Below are 16076 nucleotides of genomic sequence, written 5' to 3'. Positions count from 1 at the left end.
CCCCTTCCCCGAATGAGCCGCAGCGCGCCGATCATGATCCCCTGAAAACGATCTGCAGCATGAAAGCGCGATGTCAGTCGCGTCCGGTGATGGTCCTCAACTCCGGCGATTCGGTCAAGGATCGGGTAGGAGGGCATTTTAGGCCCTCCTCCCACACCACCGTACGTACGGTTCCGTATACGGCGGTTCATGAAGCGTAGTATAGGCGTCGGTGTTCCTTCAGGAACGAGATCAGCCCGATTTTGGTGAAGTAGGCATTCGGTAGGGCTTCGTGCATGTGTGAGGTTCTGGCATTCCACCATGGTCCCCGGCCATTGCTGGCACTTATCCATGCACGCTCCTTCTTTATGCCTCGTTGCATCAGGTTTCTTGCGCGCGCGGCTGGTTTCGTCCATTGCCGCCACAGGGTAGCCCGCAGCTTGCGGTGAACCCATCCATCCATTTCCTCGAACGTCCCCTTCACGTCAGCCAGCTTAAAGTAAGCTGTCCAGCCGCGCAGGATCGGCGCTAGGTCCTTGATGGTGGCGTCAATGGCCCGGCCACGCCCAGCCCGGAACTGGGCTTTCAGTTTGCCACGAAGACGCTTCACACTTTGTACCGCCACCTTGAGGCGGGGCATACGGTGGAACGTCATCGTATAACCCAAAAAGACCCGGTTCCATGGATGGTCAACAGCACTTTTGGTGGCGTTGACCTTCAGCTTCAGTCTCCTTCCAAGGAAGGCGGTGAGCGAAGCCATCACCCGTTGACCGGCACGTATTGACCGCACATAGATATTACAGTCGTCGGCGTAGCGGCAGAAGCGATGTCCGCGCTGTTCCAGTTCCTTGTCCAGATCGTCGAGCAGGACGTTCGATAATAGCGGAGACAGGGGACCGCCCTGCGGCGTTCCCTCGCTTCGCATTGTCGTCATCCCGCCCATCATCAACCCGGCTTGCAGATAACGGCGGATCAACCGCAGCACCCGTTTGTCGTAGACCTTGCGTGCCACTCGTGCCATCAGCACATCGTGGTTTACCCGGTCGAAGAACTTCTCCAGATCAAGATCAACCACAACGCGGTAACCGTCGGCCACATAGGACCGTGCGGCAAGGATCGCATCATGGGCACTCCGCTCCGGCCTAAAGCCGAAAGAGGAATTGGAGAAGCCTGGGTCGAAGATCGGCATCAGCACCTGATGTATCGCCTGCTGGATGAGGCGGTCGAGAACCGTGGGAATGCCAAGAAGGCGTTTCCCGCCGCCGGGCTTGGGGATTTCCACCCCGCGCACCGGCGCTGGCTCATACCGACCCGCCAGCAGGTCTTCCCTGATGCGCGGCCAATGCGATACGAGATGCTGCTTCAGGTCGCCAACGCTCATCTTGTCGATGCCCGCCGCTCCCTTGTTCGACACCACGCGGTGTAAGGCCGCTATCATGTTATCGCGACTGACGATCATTTCCATCAGTTGCATCGCGTCCTTCGGTTGTGAGTTGGACGATCCTGCCGTGACGTTTGATGCGCCCAAGGCATCCTCTCGCAGCTTCCGGCCACTACCTTCCGCATGGGCATGGGGCGTTTCAGCTCCATTATCTGCATCTGCTGTCGTCATCGAAAGATCGTTCTCCATCCGACACTTCATGTTCAGCCCTTCGCCGTCCGGTACGGCTACTACGGCATCTGCTGACTTCTGCCGCCCTATTCCGTCGCTTCTCAGCGGCGGTAGCACACCGTTGCCGGTGGCGAGGCGACAGATCTCCCGAGGTAAGACGCGTGACCTTCATGCCATATACCTGTCGCATCTACAGCCGCATCATCCGGGTGATATCGGGCTTTGGGTAAATGGGCCCCCTTGCCCTGATGCGACTGCCTCTTATGCGCTTCCTGTTCGTCAGGCCGGCACTTTGCTTACAGCTTCCTTCAGACCCCGCCTTACGACAACGCCCTTGCTGTTCGGCTAACGGTTCCCATCACCAGGGCCCGTAGAGGACTTTCACCTCCAAGTCATCGAACGGATACCATCCCGGTCGAGCGATGCTTGCGCACCACGCGCCATGCTCGGCGCACCCAAAAAAAAGGGCAGCCGAAGCTGCCCTTCTAATCCAGGGATACAAGGCCAACTAGTGCCCTGTCACCTCTTCGGCTTCTTCCTGCCAGTTCGGATTGAGCCGGTTGTAGCGCAGCGAAGACATAAACGAGAGACCGATCAAAGCCGCGCCGATAAGGCCGGTAATGACTTCCGGAATATGTACCAGCGTCTGGACATACATGATGACCGCCAGAACCAGGATCGCATAGAAAGCACCATGTTCGAGGTAACGGTACTGACCCAGCGTCTTGCGCTCGACAAGCATGATAGTGAGCGAACGCACATAGAATGCACCAATACCGAGACCGATAGCGATGATGAACAGGTTCGTGGTCAGCGCGAACGCACCGATAACACCGTCGAACGAGAAGCTGGCATCCAGCACTTCAAGATAGATGAAGGCGCCGAGACCACCGCGATGGACCATATCCATCTGCTCCTGCGTCGCATCCAGAACCTCGCCCAGTCCTTCGACAGCGAGGAAGGTCAGGAGACCGAACAGGGCTGCGATCAGGAAGGTGTGCGAATGTTCGGCATCAAGCTGGTACGAGAAGAAGATGATCAGAGCGATTGCCACACCGATCTCGACCCCCTGCACCGAAGCAAACTTCGACATACGGCTTTCGATGGCCTTGATCCAGTGCACGTCCTTCTCGACATCAAAGAAGTACTTCATGCCGACCATGAGCAGGAATGTACCGCCAAAGGCAGCAATACCTGTATGGGATTCCGAGATCACGCGAGCATATTCATCCGGCTGCCAGATCGCGAGTTTCAATGCAGAGATCGGATCGGTCCACATGGCAACGGCGACAATGGCAAGCGGGAAGATGATGCGCATGCCGAAAACGGCAATGATAATGCCCCAAGTCAGGAAGCGATGTTGCCATTCCGGCGTCATGTCGCGCAGGATGCGCGCATTGACGATAGCGTTATCGAAAGAAAGCGATATTTCGAGAACGCTCAAAACTGCACAGATGATGAAGACGGAGACCATTCCCCCAAAAGTGCCGGTCATTTCGAAACCGAGCCAAACGGCACCAGCGAGACCCAGTACGGTAAAAACCATGGGCCAAATAAAGTAACGAAGAGTGGCCATTTCAAACCATTGAATTCTTATTGTTTATCAAACGGAAACAGACACTGGCCGCTACAGCACACTGCCGTGAAGCGAAATCCGCTTCCCGTCGCGCGCTCTACCTGACCACTGCTCTTCCCGCCAAGGCGTACTGGCTATGTAAGTAGCTTGCCAGATGCAAACAAGAGAAAGCGTGGCAATAATTTGGCCAATTTGCGGATTTGATGTGCTGAAATATTTCGTTACTATTCCGTGATACTAAAGTAGAACAGCCTCACAGCTCCACCTACTCGCCCTCATAGTAAAATCTGCCGGAACGTCAGATTTGTACGAATTGTCACGTGGCAAAAACTTCATCACAACATAGATTTATAATGTGGGCTGCACACCGCTGCCGGTTGCAGGCCTTTCAGGAATAAGGGAATTCAACAGATGATTGCTCCGGAAGAGCTACAGCGCCGAATAGAAAAAAGACTTGCCGAGAGCAGTTTTTCACAACCGGAACTTCTGATCCGGCGGGCGCATCGTTTGGCGCAGGAAGGCAAGAACGGATCAGCCTCGGTGGCCGACGCACTGCTGAAGGAAGCCGGTTCGCAAATAGGTCTGCAGGAGCTTTCCGAAATAATCGACCACAAGCCCTGGCTGCTCGAAACGATTATCAATGGCGCTGGGAAAAAGGTCGGCAACTCCGACCATCATTAGATGTGCGTTAGAAAAAACATTTAGAGCGCATTTCCAGTATTTTTCTTTCTATATATGACTGCAAGGGGAGACACAGATGATGATAACCGGACCTCAATGCCGTGCAGCCAGAGCGCTTGTGGAATTCTCACGCGACCGTCTGGCCCAACTGTCAGGGATCGACGCAGCGACCATCGAGCAGTTTGAGCGCAAGCTCGGTACGCCAACGGGCGAACAGATACAGGCATTGGCCAATGCGCTGGAAAAAGCCGGAGCGCAATTCATTCCCGAAAATGGTGGCGGTGTCGGGGTACGCCTGAAATTCAATCGCTCCGAGACCAAACGCATTGCCAATCTGGAGAACGAGGGCGGCCCGACTGCCTCCGACGAGGTGCCGTAGCAAGCGCAGGCTTTTCGATAGCGCGTCCTGAAAACGACCGCGTAAATAGTTGGAGCGCCGACCCGGTTCAATCAGATCGGCGCTCCAGACTCTCAATTCCTGAAAAGACTTACTTGTCAGTCAGGGCTGGCGGATCCAGACGCTCCTGCATCTTGATCGTCACCAGATCCTTGGCTTCAAGATCATAATCTTTGAAAGCAGCACCGCGAAGAACCTGATCGTCATAGGTCTTGACGTAGTAAGTCATGTTCTTCATGTCGGCGATGGTCGTCCACTGCGTGTATTCGAGCGGCGTTGCCGGGTCCACGATCCAGCCCTTGGGAATATCAAAATTGTTGGCGATATGCTCGGCCAGACGAACGCTTTGCGGCCCGCTCGGCACCTTTGCCGCCGACAGAACGAAAGCGGTTGCGCGCACAAACCTTGATGGAGGCGTCGTGTCTCCAGGCACGCCCAGCATACCCGATCCTTCACCCAATGGCGTGAAAGTAGCGCCATTGACCTTGAGCGGCTTGGTATTGTCCGGCGACAGGTGAACATAATTGCGCAGATTGGTCATGTGCCAGTCGAAGGACGGCGAATTCGTCATCACTCCGAGCGGATTGTCATAAACCTTCAGCTTGCCATCGATGGGTTCAATGACAATCGATGCACCCGTCGCATCGTGCAGTGTATAATGCACAGGTGGTGCGAAACCCATATTGGGTTGCTTGACATCAATGACGGCAATGCTGCCAAGAGCTGCCTTCACTTCCGCCACGGTGGAGAAATTGGTCAGGGCCCAGCTCAGAACATCCCAAGGAGCAAGGCTGTCTTCCGCCTTGGCCGTGGAAGGATCCTGGAACTTGGCGTAATCCGGGAAATAGAGGATGCCGCCCGCAAGTCCCTTCTCATTCATGCCATCCGTGAGAGCCGGAATGCCGAATGCATTCATGCCGATCACGGCATATTTGCTCTTCCATTGCTTGCCGGGTTTCGCATCGGCGGCGGTCGCCGTGAAAGCATAGTTTCGCGGAACGACGATCATATCAGACTTGAGTTCGAACCCGAATTCCATCGTGCGCGCATAGACCATACCACCGTCGCTCGTCGGGAGAACGAAGCTGGTGCAGGCGAAAGCTGCCTGAGGAACGACCAGAGCTGCAGCGATGAGAGCGGTTGCAGCGCCCCGCGCAAACATCCGGCGAGACGACTTCCAGATAGATTGTTTCGTTTTCATGATGACCTCGTTACTCCACGATTTGTCATATTAAGAATTGCCAAAATAACTTCCTCGCCTCACCTCAATGAGAAAAGAGGCGCCGCTCCCATTCCGAATAAATGGTTGCACCTGATGAAAGTCAACAGAACAAACCTTAATATAAGTATCAATTTTCAGTTTATTTCCCCGAATGATTAACATATATATGGAGAAAGATTTGAATCTGATGTATTATCGGAATTGCTAATACATAATCCAGGGGGTTTTTTCGGTGAAAGACGGAAGATCGCGTAACCAGAACGGGAATTTACTGTTAAAATTTTCCAGAAGTATTATATTAGCATCAACTGTTTTAATAGGTATGTCAGCGACATCGTTCGCGGCAGATGCCGTGACACCACAACCAGAAATTCAGGACCAGCAGCGCTGGCGCGTGATTTTCAGCCCATATGTCTGGGGCGCATCGTTGAACGGCACTGCAGGTCTGCTGGGCCGCAGCACGGATGTTAACGTCCCATTCCGCGAGATTTTCGATAATCTCGATATGACTTTCATGGGCAATGTCGATATCAGCAACGGCACGGTTGGTTTTTTCATCGACGGTCAGTACGTCAAGACCAGTCAGGATGAAAACCTCCGCGACAACGAACTCGCCCTCGATATCAAGACAACCACCTTGGCAGCTGGCGCTTATTATCGCGTATATGAACAGCAGCTCGAGGGAACGACGCTCTTCGGAAACCAGCGGATTTTCGCGATTGAACCAACCGTGGGTGTTCGCTGGACAAGACTGGAGGCCGGACTTGAAGTTGGCCCTTACAGCGGATCGCGCAAGGTAGAATGGACTGATCCTTTCGTAGGCGCGCGTGTCTTCTACGACATCAACGACCGGTGGAACATTTTTGCAGAAGCCGACATTGGTGGTTTCGGAGCTGGAACCAAACTCAGCGCCAATGGCCAAATCTATCTTGGATATCGAACAATGGTTTTCGATATTCCCACGACATTCCGTGTCGGCTACCGGGCGCTTTATCAGGACTACAAGGACAACGATACGGTTGAGAATTTCAAGTATGACGTGACCCAGCATGGGCCAGTCGTTGGTTTCTCCGTCTCGTTCTAGTTCACAAAAAATTAGTTTCTGTTGTTTGACCCGCCGGCAAAACCGGCGGGTTTTTTGCTATTCTCTCCCCTTGATCAGCTCTAAGTAAAATTCAACGACTTCCGGTAATAATAAGCGGGGAATAATGTGGGGGAATGAATGACCTATATCTTCGAGCTGCCGATCTATCTTTCTTTTACGGCCTTCGCCGTACTTGGAATTGTGTTCTATGCGGTTGGACGTTTCGCGCTCGACATGCTGTCCAAACATGCAGCCAGCGACGTTCTGTCCATTCCGATCGGTGCTTTCATCAGCACCATTGCGACGGCCTGGGCCTTGTCGCTCGGTTTTGTTGCCGCTGATATCTGGAGCGTCAATTCCCGGGCAGATCAGGCGATCAGTGAAGAACGCTCGGCCATTTCCCGTCTGATCGGAACGTCCAGGGCCGAGATATTGAATGCGCCTGAACTTACTGCCGCCCTCACCGGCTATCGCCTTGCCGTAATCGATGACGAATGGCGCGAAAAGATCAATGTCGAGCCAGCAGCTTCCGTTGAAACGGCGTTGCAGAGTATCCGGCGCGAGATCATCAATCTGGCACGCGCCGACGTGCCGTCACCCGTTATCTCCCAACTCATCAACGATTTCGATGAATTGCAGGACGCGCGCAATACCCGTCTGGCTGTCGGATCAACCTCAATCGACTATTACAAATGGTATCTCGTGCTTTCTCTTACATTCCTCACGGCGATAACCATTGCAGCGACCCATGCGGACCGTGTGCGAGCTGGTGTAAAGGCGCTCGTCATTTATTCGCTGACAGCCTCATTCTGCCTCTGGATTCTCGCAATCCACGCCAATCCCTATCAGGGGCTGGAACGCCTTGAACCGTCCCTGCTTTTCACCAGCCACAAGCACGGTTAAGATAGCTGAAGATTCGATTTATTTTATCCTGCTGAAATTGCAGGGAAATCTTCTCAATCGAACGCGGAGCAGCGATTTGATGAAACTGCTGGGCGCTGGCGCCCTCATAGGCTTGGCCTTCCCGGTCGGAATGGCTTCTGCACAAACCTTCAGCGTCTGCCACGGTTATGAATGCCATTACCGGACCAAAGTTACGCTGACCGCGAAGGACCAACAGCGTATCCGGAACCTTCTGCAAAATGGCAGTCGCAGCGCAGATGGCGAACGGAAAGCACTGCGAACGGCAGTTGCTATCTTCGAACAGCGCGGCACCGCAGCGATTGGCGTCCGGGACAAGCCGAGAATGCAATTCGGCAAGGCCCGCATCAAGGGCCAGATGGATTGCATCGATGAATCGACCAATACCGATAACTTCCTGCGCTACCTGCAATCACGCGGCTGGCTGAAGCACCACACTGTCGCGCGACGCACGTCCCGCGGCGCTTTCTTCGATGGACGATATCCGCACTGGACGGCAGTTGTCGAAGACAAGCAGGGCCAGAAATGGGCCGTCGATTCCTGGTATGAGGCAGGCGGCGGACCGCCAGACATCATGCCACTGCAGCAATGGAAGCAGCGCGGTTATATGGGCGAGCGTTAAAACCCGTCCGCCCGTCTTTCCACTTACAATCACTGCCTTATATCGCCCTGCGAAGGGCATTCACTCAATAGCGAACGGGCATCCTGCCCTAGAGATTACCGGGCATCACAGAGGGGACGATCCATGCCGATTTTGAAGCGGTCTTTTTCCAGCATCTGCACTACAGCGCTCGTTGCAGGCAGCATGCTTGCCGCACCGATTGCCGAAGCCTGCACACGTTTCGTGTATCACGGGGCCAACGATCAGGTGATGACCGCCCGATCCATGGATTGGAAAGTGGATGTTGCAACCAATCTCTGGGTCTTTCCACGCGGCATGAAACGTTCCGGCGAGGCCGGCAAGAACTCGCTTCAGTGGACATCCAAATATGGCAGTGTGATCGCCTCCGGTTACGACATTTCCACGACAGATGGACTGAACGAAGCAGGACTTTCCGTTGGCGCATTGTGGCTGGTTGAATCGGAATATCCGAAATATGACGGCACCACACCGGGCCTCAGCATCGCGGCTTGGGCGCAATATGTGCTTGATAACTTTGCCACAGTCGACGAGGCGGTCAAAACTCTGCGCGCAGAGCCTTTCACCATCGTGACGGACAAGGTCCCCGGTGAAGACAGACTGGCCACGTTGCATCTGGCCATATCCGATTCCAGCGGCGACAGCGCGGTCATCGAATATATCAACGGCAAGCAGGTGATCCATCACGGCAAGCAATATCAGGTGATGACCAATTCGCCGACATTCGACGAGCAGCTTGCGCTCAACTCCTATTGGACCCAGATCGGCGGCACTGTCATGCTGCCGGGCACCAATCGCGCCGCCGACCGTTTTGCGCGCGCATCGTTCTATGTAAACGCCGTCCCGAAAACCGACGACCCTGTTGAGTCGATTGCCAGTGTTTTCAGCGTCATCCGGAACACCTCGGTGCCTTTCGGCCTGACAACACCTGACCAGCCGAACATTTCCTCGACACGCTGGCGGACGGTGGCCGACCAGAAGCGCATGCTGTATTTCTTCGAATCGGCTTTGACACCCAATGTCTTCTGGGTTGATCTCAAGGAAATCGACTTTTCGCCAGAAACCGGCAAGGTCAAGAAACTCGACCTCGGCGTCAATCAGACCAACACGTTCAATGGCGTCGTCAACGACAGTTTCAAGGAAAGCGAGCCCTTCAAGTTCCTCGGTCTTTGAGCTGGTTCTACAGTTTTTTGCTGAACCAATCACGCTCCGTTGCGTTAGTTATCCATAACCAACCCAGAACGGAGGACCAACCAATGGACTGGAATCGCGTTGAAGGAAACTGGAAACAGGCCAAGGGCAAGATCAAGGAACAGTGGGGTAAACTCACCGATGACGATCTCGACCAGATCAATGGCCGGCGCGAGCAGTTGGAAGGCAAAATCCAGGAACGCTACGGCATAGAAAAAGACCGCGTGCGTTCTGAAATGGATGATTGGTACAATCGCCAGACCTGGCTTTCATAAAGCCGCATCCTTCAAGAGAAAGCCCTGCCCATTGGCAGGGCTTTTTCAATTATCACCGGCAGCCATCCACGCGCTGCAGAGAGGCGGAAAGCCCCATCAGGGAGAAGGTATAGCGGGTCTGCGTACCGCGTGCCGATGTTGCCTGCACATTGAGCGTTTTGCCCGCGCGCATTGCCCGCATCAGCTTCGCTTCATCGGCAACATTTTCCGCCCAGGCGCGATTGCCCTCGCTGAAGAACGGAAAGCGCGCGCCATCCACCATCACATTGACCGAACTGTTGGCTTTCAGCTGATATCCCATCACCAATTGAGGGCTATACTGGCCATCCGCCTTGGAAATAATCACGAAATTATCACCGTGCTGCACGCCGGTCGGCTGAAAATTGATCGGTACAGTCAAAGCATAGCATTTGTTACCCGCAAGCTCGGTGTTCTGGTAAACGCCCCAATCGCGGAATTCACCCAAATAACTCGTCTTCGCTGAAGCCGCGAGAGAGCTCGCCACCAACCCTGCCAATGCCAGCGCAACGGTGGTTGCATTTTTTCTCATCGCCCAAAACCTCCATTTTGTCGCCAGTTCACGTCACTTAAAAAATTGTTTCATTGCGTTACTATTTTCTTAACGAACTGCTAAAATTTGTTGAAAGTTTGCGATGGAAACCAAAAACACCGGTCTGTTGGAACAGACCGGATACCGCACAAGGTAACAGCTCCAATGGAAATATTGCGCATCGCGACAAAATTGATTGAAGGAGACATCGCAATCCCCAAGAAGTCGCCTTGGACCTCCCGAAATATTTGGTCTGGTACCACATTGCCGTTTTTACCTGCATTGCACAGGATAACGCGGCACCCGACAGTTGCGAATACAGTTAAGTTCAAAAAAGTCCATGAAGACATGCCGACCACGTATATATGTAGATCGGCATATCTCAATGTTACGCGTTGATTACAACTTTGGCAGCAAGACCTTATCAATTACATGAATAACGCCATTTGACTGCTTCACATCAGCAATGGTTACGTTCGCAACATTGCCATTCTCGTCGGTTAACGTAATCTTAGCGCCGCTTTCCTTTGCCTTGAGAATACAACCACCGACTGTCTTCACATCATGCGAGCCGTTGTCATCGGCAATCATCTTCTTGATGTTCTTTGACATCGCGTCCGCTGCAACGACGTGGCAAGTCAAAACCTTGGTTAGCTTTGCCTTGTTTTCAGGCTTAAGCAGATCATCAACAGTGCCTTTTGGAAGTGCGGCAAACGCTTCGTTTGTTGGTGCAAACACTGTAAATGGCCCCTTACCTTTCAGCGTTTCCACAAGGTCTGCGGCCTTTACTGCTGCAACCAATGTAGTGTGGTCTTTGGAGTTCATCGCATTTTCAACTATGTTTTTGTTCGCATACATTGGCGAGCCGCCGACATTGGGGTTTTCGGCATAAGCAGATGTGGCAGCAACCAGCATTACAGTTGCTGCTGAAAGTGCACGGAACGTAAAGGGGTTCATAGTCTGTCTCCTCCTAAAGCAAACAATTCTGGGAGATAACACCTGCCCAGAAGCTCCTGAAAAGGTAGCCAATGAGGAAGACGAGATTAGAAAGAGAAAAGTTTCAGGAGCCAAGCCAAACTTGCGGCACTTTACAATGGGCGCACAATACCACTAGCCACGATTGGGCCAGATGGTACCCCGGTTGGAGACCCGCCAAATGGTTCAAGACTGACGGCGAGTGTCGTACCCGCTGTAATATCGTCGCGTAGTTCAAGCGGAATGGTAAGTTCCCCTTGTTTGCCTGGCTTAAAGATACCCAGCGAAACGGGGTTGCCTTTTTGCAGTACCAACCAAAGTTCAAGCGATTTCTCGCCGGAGGCTCCAGCTGCAACAGGGATGACTTGAAGATATCCGCTGGCCGGATCATAGGAAGCGAGCAAATTCACACGTACGTCTGTTGCTGACAGTTCGGCAACCAGAGGACCGCTGTTCTTAGATGTTAGATTACCGCCGAAAGCGAAGATAATCGCTACACCGGCAGCGATTGTTGTTGCCAAAGAAACCCATCGCCAGAAGGTAACAGAACTCCATAACGACACAGTATGCCCTGCATCCTGTGTCGATCCAAACAATCGATTCTCTATCTCTCCGAATATATTTTCATTCACTGGCAATTCTTGATAGTCGTCATTGAAACGCGAGAAACTGATCTGCCATCGCTCAACTAGTAACGCGAATTCCTTGTCATGAAGCATCCTTTGCTCTACTTGGCGACGCTTCTCATTTGACAAAACGCCGAGCACGTATTCACCAGCCAGCACGTCATCCTGACCGCGTTTGCCATGATTTTGCTCGCTTGATGTCATCGCTGCATGCACTCTCTCAGTTTCAATAGACTGCGTCGCAACCAAGTGCGTACAGTATTCAAAGGCACTTGTAATTCCTGGGCGAGCTCAAGATAGCTGAGACCTTCCACATAAGCTTGCCGAACCGCTTTCGCATGAACTTGATCGAGCTCTCGCATGCAATCATCTATCCGGCGTCCTTCGTCTCTTGCCAACACCTCCTTCTCGGGGCTTGGATTGACGTCGTCAGCCAGATCATGAATTTCGTCAAGATCCTCCGTAACAGGTTTTCTTGCTCGAATGACGTCTATTGAATGATTGCGGGCGATGGTTGCCAACCAAGCTGAAGCCACGCTTTCACCAATCCCAAACGTACTCGAACGTTTCCAAATCTTGATATAGACGTCTTGAAGAGCTTCCTCTGCCTCCGATCTGTCTTTCAATATACGAAGGCAAATCGCGAATAGTTTCGGGCTAGTATCCTTATAAAGTGAGGCGAAAGCGTCTTTGTCACCCAAAGCCACTTTGCTAATCAGAACGGATGTTTCATCTGTCTGTTTCAACGAAATCAGTGCTTCTCATACGAATCTGCGGGATCAGCGAAAACGATTATTCGGCATCCGTATCAGTCCAGCATAATACTCTTTAAAGGAGCTTGAATATGCTCAATCATATGCAAACACTAATTGCTGTAAATATCAACTTGAATAGCCGCTTTACTTGTACCAACTGGACATGGTTCGGCTGAGCCTCGTTTAGCGTTGCAAACGAACGCACAGAACGGCGAACTCGCCAAAGATAAGCCAAATAAATTACTGAGGGAGAAAATGGTGGGCCCGGAGGGACTCGAACCCCCAACCAAGCGGTTATGAGCCGCCGGCTCTAACCAATTGAGCTACAGGCCCCACGCAACGTTGACCTACCCTAAAGAAAGCCGGGATACAAGCTGTCAAATGCATCAGTTGCCCTAATGCGCACATATTCAGTTGCGATGCATACAACCTAGAGCATTTCCTGCAAAAGTGCGAAGCGGTTTTGCCTAGGATAATGCGACGAAACAGATAGTTAGAGCGGTTCCAGCGACTCCGCTTTAACTGGAACCGCTCTAAAATCACGGTATTTCTGATTTGAACCAGCAGTTGTAATTGGCACGCAATTCGAATCTGATATCGTCGGCTTCATACATAAGAGGGAACTTAAGAAATAAGCGATTTCAAAGGCAAAGTGGCCAGCCGCTCCGGTGCAACCAGCTTTGCCAGAGCTGCCTCAACTTTCTCTACAGGAGATTTTATGAACAACCGCGCTACCACTCTTCTTGCAACCTCCTTTTCTGCAATCATGCTCGCAGGCGCGCTGACGCTGCCAGCTCTGGCACAGGAGAATCAGATGACGAAGCAGCCTGCGCGTATCGCCGTCACTGGCGAAGGCACCATGACCGCCTCGCCCGATATGGCCATCCTCAATCTCTCCGTATTGCGCGAGGCGAAGACCGCTCGCGAAGCTATGACCGCCAACAACGAAGCCATGGCGAAAGTACTCGAAGCCATGAAGAAAGCCGGTATCGAAGATCGCGATCTTCAGACCGGCGGCATCAACATCCAGCCACGCTACGTCTATCCGGACGACAAGAATGGTCTGAAAGAACCAAGCATTACCGGCTATACGGTTTCGAACAGCCTGACTGTACGCGTGCGCGATCTGGCCAAGGTCGGCAATGTGCTTGATGAATCCGTCACGCTCGGCGTCAATCAGGGTGGCGATCTGAGTTTCGTCAACGACAATCCGGCAGCCACGATCAATGAAGCGCGCAAGCGTGCCGTTGCCGACGCCATCGCCAAGGCAAAGACCCTTGCCGATGCTGCCGGTGTAGGCATTGGCCGCGTTGTCGAGATCAACGAGCAGAGCCGCCCACCCATGCCGATGCCAATCGCTCGTGCTCAGTATAAGACCATGGCCGCAGCAGCGCCGGAAGATGCCGTGCCCGTTGCAGCTGGCGAGAACAGCTATAACGTTTCGGTCAATGTCGTTTTCGAAATCAAGGAATAACGGCAATCCAATTGGCAATTGCGAAGGGGCGCTCCAGCGCCCCTTTTCTTTTACCCGCCACAAAGAAAAGCTCCGGCCTGATTTACTCAGGCCGGAGCTTTTGAAACTTAAGCCGTGCGCCTTAGCGAATGATCGGGCAACCACGAACATTTGCGAACACGACACCGGCGGGGCGACCATGACGGAAGCCACGAACCTGAACCGACTTGCCGCGATAGACGACACGCGCTTTGCGGATGCCCATGCGATTAGCCTTCATCTTGGCGCCTTCGATGGAGCAGGCACGACCACGATAAGCTGGACGGCTATGGTGGTAGCCTCGGTAATCGATATTCACGATGGCAGAGCTTGCCGACGTGCTGATGGCTGGAGCGACAACCGGCGAGGCAGCGCTGGCGGAAGCTGCCGTCGTGAAGATGGCGGCAACACCAAGAGCAGCGGTTACGACGAACGACTTGAGCGAAATAGCAGACATCTTTGAACCTCTTCGATTTGTTTTCAGGTCTTGCCTGAGGCACCCGAGAAGTAGCGCCCTATAGATGAACAGAATGAAAAACCAACGTTCATGTGCCGTTCAGCTTCATATGAAGTAGAAGGGATGCCTGCTCACTGATTTTATAAACTGAATAAATTCAATGTATTATAAGGAAACAAAATCCACACTGCGATATTTGAAGCATAGATTAAATTTACGCAATGTTTGAAAAACGCAAACGAGCCATCAGCGGTGGCTCGGCATCACCATATGATCGAGATAATCGTCGTCATCTTCCAGATCGTGATCGAAAGCCGTCACCTTGCCGCGAACGGAAATACCTGCCTCATGCACCGTGTCGGGTGAACCCGAAACCAGCGGATGCCACCAATAGAGATCCGAACCTTCTGCAACCAGACGGTAGGCGCACGTCACAGGCAGCCAGTCCACCTCGTCAACGATCTCCGGCGTCAGAAAAACGCAGTCCGGCACCGTCTTCTTGCGGTTCGGATAATCACGGCACTGGCAGCTGTCCGGGTTGAGCAGCGTGCAGGCAACGCTGGTCCAGTAAATCTCGTTTGTGTCGTCATCCTGCAATTTATGCAGGCAACATTGGCCGCAACCGTCACACAGGCTCTCCCACTCGCTGCGGGTGAGCTGGTTCAAGGTCTTGGTGCGCCAGAATGGTTTGTCGTTCATAATGCAGCGTATAATGGAATTATGTCGGGAATGGCGTGGACAAATCGCCGCCATTTCAGAACACTTGATATTCGATCCGGATCGGGCTATTAGACCCTCGTCATCATCATGACCGTAAGCGTCTTACGTTAGGCAACGCATCAATCTCGCCGGGAACGGCAATTCGCATTGATGTTTCGTTGCGCCTTCCCCGCAGAATATACAGGAATACACATGTCTCAGTTTGAATGCGCACGCCGCAGGAAGCTGCCTGCACGTTATGCATCTATTGTGATGCCGTTCATCCTATCGATCATGATGACATTCATCGTGTCGTTGATTGCAACCGCCAAGAGCCTTGGCATTGCCCATCCCAATCTCGCATCCAGCTGGATGTCGGCATGGGCCCTTTCGTGGGTGGTCGCCTTTCCAGTTCTCCTCGCCATTCTGCCCATCGTGCGCAGAATGGTCGCCATGGTGTGCGACCCGCATTAACAGTTAGAGCGCGTTTCGATTTGATAAGATCAGATCGGCACTCTAACGTCTTCTATTTCAAGCATAATCTTATCGATCCTCGTTTCACTCCGGTCGGATTATGCTCTAAAAAAGCAAAAGCCGCGCATCTTGATGCGCGGCTTTTTCAATTCTCTTGCAGGCGGCTCAGCGGAAAATAGCTTCGCCTTGTTCATCCACGATCTGCCGTCCCTTGTTCAGCGAAATGCTGGCGGCATCTTCGATGCCGGGGCAACGGTCGGCACGAACGAAGCGATATTCCTTCACTTCGCCATCGATCGTCTTGGAAATGACGCCGCAGACCTGATACTGCCCGCCCTCGCTATAGGGCGTGGCAATGATCAGAAAATCCTTGTGTTCAAGGCGACCCGCCTCTTTCGGCTCTGCCGGTGTCTCGGAGGCAGAGCCTCCACCGAAAAGACGCTTCAAAAAAGACATATCGCCTCCCCTTC

19 protein-coding genes and 1 tRNA gene are annotated in these 16076 nt (G+C 52.9%); 9 read left to right on the top strand and 11 right to left on the bottom strand.

Going from position 1 to position 16076, the window contains the following annotated elements:
- Window positions 1-187 precede the first annotated feature (187 nt).
- On the bottom strand, window positions 188-1591 hold the full coding sequence (gene ltrA, locus OANT_RS08875; RefSeq protein WP_011982869.1) for a group II intron reverse transcriptase/maturase: 1404 nt from the start codon (window positions 1589-1591) through the stop codon (window positions 188-190).
- 508 nt (window positions 1592-2099) lie between these two features.
- Complete coding sequence (locus OANT_RS08870; protein WP_012091719.1) at window positions 2100-3167, bottom strand: DUF475 domain-containing protein; 1068 nt, start codon at window positions 3165-3167, stop codon at window positions 2100-2102.
- 411 nt (window positions 3168-3578) lie between these two features.
- Here OANT_RS08870 and OANT_RS08865 point away from each other — a divergent pair, with 411 nt between their 5' ends.
- Both OANT_RS08865 and OANT_RS08860 read left to right on the top strand, forming a co-directional pair.
- A complete protein-coding gene (locus tag OANT_RS08865) occupies window positions 3579-3848 on the top strand; it encodes a hypothetical protein (protein WP_010659690.1) in 270 nt (89 codons plus the stop codon).
- A gap of 76 nt (window positions 3849-3924) precedes the next feature.
- The gene (locus OANT_RS08860) at window positions 3925-4227 is read left to right on the top strand and encodes a helix-turn-helix domain-containing protein (protein WP_012091718.1); all 303 of its coding nucleotides are present in this window, start codon (window positions 3925-3927) and stop codon (window positions 4225-4227) included.
- A 109-nt stretch (window positions 4228-4336) separates the two neighbouring features.
- On the opposite strand, the gene OANT_RS08855 is transcribed toward OANT_RS08860, so the two are convergent.
- Window positions 4337-5446 (bottom strand): linear amide C-N hydrolase, encoded by a 1110-nt coding sequence (locus OANT_RS08855; RefSeq protein WP_012091717.1) that lies wholly within the window; start codon window positions 5444-5446, stop codon window positions 4337-4339.
- A 343-nt stretch (window positions 5447-5789) separates the two neighbouring features.
- On the opposite strand from OANT_RS08855, the gene OANT_RS08850 reads away from it, so the two are divergent.
- The 5 genes from OANT_RS08850 to OANT_RS08830 all read left to right on the top strand — a co-directional run bounded on the left by OANT_RS08850 (window position 5790) and on the right by OANT_RS08830 (window position 9578).
- On the top strand, window positions 5790-6551 hold the full coding sequence (locus OANT_RS08850) for a hypothetical protein (protein ID WP_151662855.1): 762 nt from the start codon (window positions 5790-5792) through the stop codon (window positions 6549-6551).
- A 138-nt stretch (window positions 6552-6689) separates the two neighbouring features.
- Window positions 6690-7454, top strand: a complete 765-nt coding sequence (locus OANT_RS08845; RefSeq protein ID WP_012091715.1) for a bestrophin-like domain — start codon at window positions 6690-6692, stop codon at window positions 7452-7454.
- A gap of 79 nt (window positions 7455-7533) precedes the next feature.
- Window positions 7534-8094: a hypothetical protein gene (locus OANT_RS08840; protein ID WP_010659685.1), complete on the top strand. Its 561-nt coding sequence runs from the start codon at window positions 7534-7536 to the stop codon at window positions 8092-8094.
- Window positions 8095-8217: 123 nt separating this feature from the next.
- Entirely contained in the window at window positions 8218-9285 is a 1068-nt protein-coding gene (locus tag OANT_RS08835) for a linear amide C-N hydrolase (RefSeq protein WP_010659684.1), read from the top strand.
- Window positions 9286-9368: 83 nt separating this feature from the next.
- On the top strand, window positions 9369-9578 hold the full coding sequence (locus OANT_RS08830; protein ID WP_012091714.1) for a CsbD family protein: 210 nt from the start codon (window positions 9369-9371) through the stop codon (window positions 9576-9578).
- Window positions 9579-9630: 52 nt separating this feature from the next.
- Here OANT_RS08830 and OANT_RS08825 read toward each other — a convergent pair whose 3' ends face one another.
- The 5 genes from OANT_RS08825 to OANT_RS08805 all read right to left on the bottom strand — a co-directional run bounded on the left by OANT_RS08825 (window position 9631) and on the right by OANT_RS08805 (window position 12817).
- Window positions 9631-10128 carry an invasion associated locus B family protein gene (locus OANT_RS08825; protein WP_012091713.1) on the bottom strand — a complete coding sequence of 166 codons (498 nt, stop codon included), beginning with the start codon at window positions 10126-10128 and terminating at the stop codon, window positions 9631-9633.
- Window positions 10129-10527: 399 nt separating this feature from the next.
- Window positions 10528-11085: a fasciclin domain-containing protein gene (locus OANT_RS08820; protein ID WP_012091712.1), complete on the bottom strand. Its 558-nt coding sequence runs from the start codon at window positions 11083-11085 to the stop codon at window positions 10528-10530.
- Between the two features lie 131 nt (window positions 11086-11216).
- Window positions 11217-11933, bottom strand: coding sequence for an anti-sigma factor (locus OANT_RS08815; protein WP_012091711.1), 717 nt, complete (start codon window positions 11931-11933; stop codon window positions 11217-11219).
- A complete protein-coding gene (locus tag OANT_RS08810; RefSeq protein ID WP_012091710.1) occupies window positions 11930-12475 on the bottom strand; it encodes a sigma-70 family RNA polymerase sigma factor in 546 nt (181 codons plus the stop codon). Before OANT_RS08810 ends, OANT_RS08815 begins: the two co-directional genes overlap by 4 nt.
- A gap of 265 nt (window positions 12476-12740) precedes the next feature.
- Window positions 12741-12817, bottom strand: a tRNA-Ile gene (locus OANT_RS08805).
- 385 nt (window positions 12818-13202) lie between these two features.
- Here OANT_RS08805 and OANT_RS08800 point away from each other — a divergent pair.
- The gene (locus OANT_RS08800) at window positions 13203-13958 is read left to right on the top strand and encodes an SIMPL domain-containing protein (protein ID WP_010659679.1); all 756 of its coding nucleotides are present in this window, start codon (window positions 13203-13205) and stop codon (window positions 13956-13958) included.
- Between the two features lie 121 nt (window positions 13959-14079).
- Here OANT_RS08800 and OANT_RS08795 read toward each other — a convergent pair whose 3' ends face one another.
- Window positions 14080-14433, bottom strand: coding sequence for a hypothetical protein (locus OANT_RS08795; protein ID WP_012091709.1), 354 nt, complete (start codon window positions 14431-14433; stop codon window positions 14080-14082).
- A 246-nt stretch (window positions 14434-14679) separates the two neighbouring features.
- Window positions 14680-15132, bottom strand: coding sequence for a YcgN family cysteine cluster protein (locus tag OANT_RS08790; protein ID WP_040129171.1), 453 nt, complete (start codon window positions 15130-15132; stop codon window positions 14680-14682).
- Between the two features lie 213 nt (window positions 15133-15345).
- Between OANT_RS08790 and OANT_RS08785 the strand changes: the two genes are divergently transcribed.
- Complete coding sequence (locus tag OANT_RS08785; protein ID WP_040129169.1) at window positions 15346-15606, top strand: DUF2798 domain-containing protein; 261 nt, start codon at window positions 15346-15348, stop codon at window positions 15604-15606.
- 165 nt (window positions 15607-15771) lie between these two features.
- Here the strand turns inward: OANT_RS08785 and OANT_RS08780 are convergent, their stop codons facing one another.
- The gene (locus tag OANT_RS08780) at window positions 15772-16062 is read right to left on the bottom strand and encodes an HlyU family transcriptional regulator (RefSeq protein WP_010659675.1); all 291 of its coding nucleotides are present in this window, start codon (window positions 16060-16062) and stop codon (window positions 15772-15774) included.
- Window positions 16063-16076: the final 14 nt, after the last annotated feature.

Source organism: Brucella anthropi ATCC 49188 (assembly GCF_000017405.1).
GTDB lineage: Bacteria > Pseudomonadota > Alphaproteobacteria > Rhizobiales > Rhizobiaceae > Brucella > Brucella anthropi.
The sequence above is the reverse complement of the archived record's forward strand: the minus strand, read 5'-3'. Positions and strand labels throughout refer to the sequence as shown.

Bases quoted from the DNA above. Each gene is read 5' to 3' on its own strand.
- ltrA (WP_011982869.1), bottom strand. From the start codon at position 1,591: ATGACGACAGCAGATGCAGATAATGGAGCTGAAACGCCCCATGCCCAT.
- OANT_RS08870 (WP_012091719.1), bottom strand. From the start codon at position 3,167: ATGGCCACTCTTCGTTACTTTATTTGGCCCATGGTTTTTACCGTACTG.
- OANT_RS08865 (WP_010659690.1), top strand. From the start codon at position 3,579: ATGATTGCTCCGGAAGAGCTACAGCGCCGAATAGAAAAAAGACTTGCC.
- OANT_RS08860 (WP_012091718.1), top strand. From the start codon at position 3,925: ATGATGATAACCGGACCTCAATGCCGTGCAGCCAGAGCGCTTGTGGAA.
- OANT_RS08855 (WP_012091717.1), bottom strand. From the start codon at position 5,446: ATGAAAACGAAACAATCTATCTGGAAGTCGTCTCGCCGGATGTTTGCG.
- OANT_RS08850 (WP_151662855.1), top strand. From the start codon at position 5,790: ATGTCAGCGACATCGTTCGCGGCAGATGCCGTGACACCACAACCAGAA.
- OANT_RS08845 (WP_012091715.1), top strand. From the start codon at position 6,690: ATGACCTATATCTTCGAGCTGCCGATCTATCTTTCTTTTACGGCCTTC.
- OANT_RS08840 (WP_010659685.1), top strand. From the start codon at position 7,534: ATGAAACTGCTGGGCGCTGGCGCCCTCATAGGCTTGGCCTTCCCGGTC.
- OANT_RS08835 (WP_010659684.1), top strand. From the start codon at position 8,218: ATGCCGATTTTGAAGCGGTCTTTTTCCAGCATCTGCACTACAGCGCTC.
- OANT_RS08830 (WP_012091714.1), top strand. From the start codon at position 9,369: ATGGACTGGAATCGCGTTGAAGGAAACTGGAAACAGGCCAAGGGCAAG.
- OANT_RS08825 (WP_012091713.1), bottom strand. From the start codon at position 10,128: ATGAGAAAAAATGCAACCACCGTTGCGCTGGCATTGGCAGGGTTGGTG.
- OANT_RS08820 (WP_012091712.1), bottom strand. From the start codon at position 11,085: ATGAACCCCTTTACGTTCCGTGCACTTTCAGCAGCAACTGTAATGCTG.
- OANT_RS08815 (WP_012091711.1), bottom strand. From the start codon at position 11,933: ATGACATCAAGCGAGCAAAATCATGGCAAACGCGGTCAGGATGACGTG.
- OANT_RS08800 (WP_010659679.1), top strand. From the start codon at position 13,203: ATGAACAACCGCGCTACCACTCTTCTTGCAACCTCCTTTTCTGCAATC.
- OANT_RS08795 (WP_012091709.1), bottom strand. From the start codon at position 14,433: ATGTCTGCTATTTCGCTCAAGTCGTTCGTCGTAACCGCTGCTCTTGGT.
- OANT_RS08790 (WP_040129171.1), bottom strand. From the start codon at position 15,132: ATGAACGACAAACCATTCTGGCGCACCAAGACCTTGAACCAGCTCACC.
- OANT_RS08785 (WP_040129169.1), top strand. From the start codon at position 15,346: ATGTCTCAGTTTGAATGCGCACGCCGCAGGAAGCTGCCTGCACGTTAT.
- OANT_RS08780 (WP_010659675.1), bottom strand. From the start codon at position 16,062: ATGTCTTTTTTGAAGCGTCTTTTCGGTGGAGGCTCTGCCTCCGAGACA.